The 2,175-nt window shown below is 51.3% G+C and carries 2 protein-coding genes and 1 pseudogene; 2 read left to right on the forward strand and 1 reads right to left on the reverse strand.

Annotated elements, in window-relative coordinates; genetic code table 11:
• Positions 1–182 precede the first annotated feature (182 nt).
• Entirely contained in the window at positions 183–830 is a 648-nt protein-coding gene (locus KB557_RS10890; RefSeq protein ID WP_255134127.1) for a DUF3747 domain-containing protein, read from the reverse strand.
• Here KB557_RS10890 and KB557_RS10895 point away from each other — a divergent pair.
• Positions 799–1,545, forward strand: a complete 747-nt coding sequence (locus tag KB557_RS10895; RefSeq protein WP_255134130.1) for a ribonuclease H — start codon at positions 799–801, stop codon at positions 1,543–1,545. The genes KB557_RS10890 and KB557_RS10895 overlap by 32 nt on opposite strands.
• A gap of 2 nt (positions 1,546–1,547) precedes the next feature.
• Positions 1,548–2,175, forward strand: a pseudogene (locus tag KB557_RS10900) (dihydroorotate dehydrogenase (quinone)); the annotation flags it as partial.

A 2,175-nucleotide genomic window follows, 5' to 3' on the forward strand; every position in this document is an offset into this window, starting at 1 on the left:
CCTGCTTGCAGGGGGCTTTTTAATGCAAGGAAATAGCGCAAAAAAAAAGACCCCGCTTAGCGGGGTCTTGAGGTGTGGAATCTTCCAGGAGTCTGTCCTTGTTTCGACCCTAGAAAAGTCCTCACTCCTCACACCCCAGTAAATTAACCCGAGAAGAAATAAACAACAAAGCAACAGGACGGTTATCGCATTGGCCTGTAGGGGATCACCCGGATCGGCACCACACCCTTTGGCGTAATTAATGGTGGGTTGCTGTTTGCCTGGGCTGCAAGTGCCTTAGTAGAAAAATAGATATGGCTTAAGCCTTGGCCGTTGTAAGCGCGACGGCTTAATTGCCAGCCTGGCGCTAGCCGCAACGCTAAAAAGGCATCGCCCCCCACCTTGTTGTTCACGGCATTTGTGAGGGCAGCGCTTGCCACCAGGATGGCGTTGCCCGCTTCCCGCGGCACCCCAAGCAACAACAACTTGCCACCTTCTTGAATCAAACGCAGGCTATGGGAAGTGGCGAGATCAGTTTTATTTATACGAATTGAATAGGCATTGCTATCGATATAACGGCTGCAGATTCCAGAAAAATCAAAACGCACCAAGCTTGGATTCACTAAGCCATCAGCGCGCACCTGCCAGCAGGCGGGGCTGGGTTTTAGTTGCTCGAGCACCAATAATTTCCAGCTGCCGCCACTGAGCGGCTGGGCTAACACCTGAAAACGCTCTTGATCTAATGGCGTGCTGTTAAAAAGCTGAGCCAGCAGCACGATGGCAGTGCTGAAAAAATCCAGCCCTCGGTAGGTTTGGCCTATGAACAACACAAGTTCAACATCAACCAGCACCCATTTGTACCGAAAGGTGGTAACCGCTGCATGTGACGGGGCCTGCAGAGGAAATCCTGGCCCTGGTGGTTGGGGTTGCCTGTTGCGCTACAGCGATGGCACGGTGGAAGAACTAGGTGGTTTTGAAGCCCACACCACCAATAACCGCATGGAGCTCAGTGCTTGCCTTGCGTTATTGAAACGGCTAAAGGAATTACCAAAGGATCCTGGCTTTGCAATTCGCACCGATAGCAAATATCTGATCGATGGCTATAGCCGTTGGTTGCCGGGTTGGAAACGCAAAGGTTGGCGTACGGCATCTGGTGGAGCGGTATTAAACCGTGATTTATGGGAAGAGCTGGATGCAGCGCGGCTTCCGGATGTGGCCTTGGAACATGTGAAAGGCCATAGCGGTGATCCAGATAACGAACGCTGCGATCAAATTGCGGTGGCTTATTCCCGCAAGGAAGCAATTCCGGATCAAGAACAGCTAAAAACAACAGCTAAAGATCAAGATCTTGCCCCGGCGCCCTTAAAGGATTTATTAACTCGCCTTGAACTGGCAGATCGCCTTGCCCAGGGTGGTTATTTATTAAAAACCGTGGAAATAGCCCAGTTGCTTGAGCAACCATTAGCAACCTTTGAAAATAGAGATGCAGCAATCACCTGGCGTGATTGGCGCGTGGCACCCCAAAAAGAAGGGGGCTGGCGCCTTGAAAGGTTGGAGCAGAATTAAAAATGGCAAAAACTCAGGTGGATACCTGGCAACGTTTTTTTGGCCCCCTTTTGGCAGCAGATGAAGGGGCTGATGCGGAATTGCTTAGTGGCCTCAGCCTTAAGGCACTAGCCCAAGCGAGCCGTTGGCGCCAGCTGGCTCCTGTTGCAGCAACCCTGAAAGGGATGCAAGGCAGTTTGCAAAGGCAGGATCCAAGGCTTGTGCAAAACCTATTTGGTTGTTGTTTTAAAAATCCCGTGGGTTTAGCGGCGGGATTTGATAAAAATGCAGAAGCGGCAGGGATTTGGCATCACTTTGGCTTTGGTTTTGCTGAATTAGGCACTGTTACGGCATTAGCTCAGGCGGGTAATCCAAAGCCGCGTTTATTTCGTTTAGCAAAAGAACAAGCAGCCTTAAATCGCATGGGTTTCAACAACCAGGGTGCGGCGGCGGTAGCCAAGATCTTGGAGCGGCAGCGCCTTGATGCGGTGGGGCACCGGCCGGCGATTTTGGGGGTGAATTTAGGTAAATCAAAGCTGGTGCCATTGGAACGTGCCGCCTGCGACTACGCCGCATCGCTGGAGCAATTGGCAGCTTTTGCTGATTACGTAGTTATCAATGTGTCTTCTCCAAATACACCTGGTTTACGCC

The organism is Synechococcus sp. Cruz CV12-2-Slac-r (assembly GCF_024346075.1).
Classification (GTDB): Bacteria; Cyanobacteriota; Cyanobacteriia; order PCC-6307; family Cyanobiaceae; genus Synechococcus_D.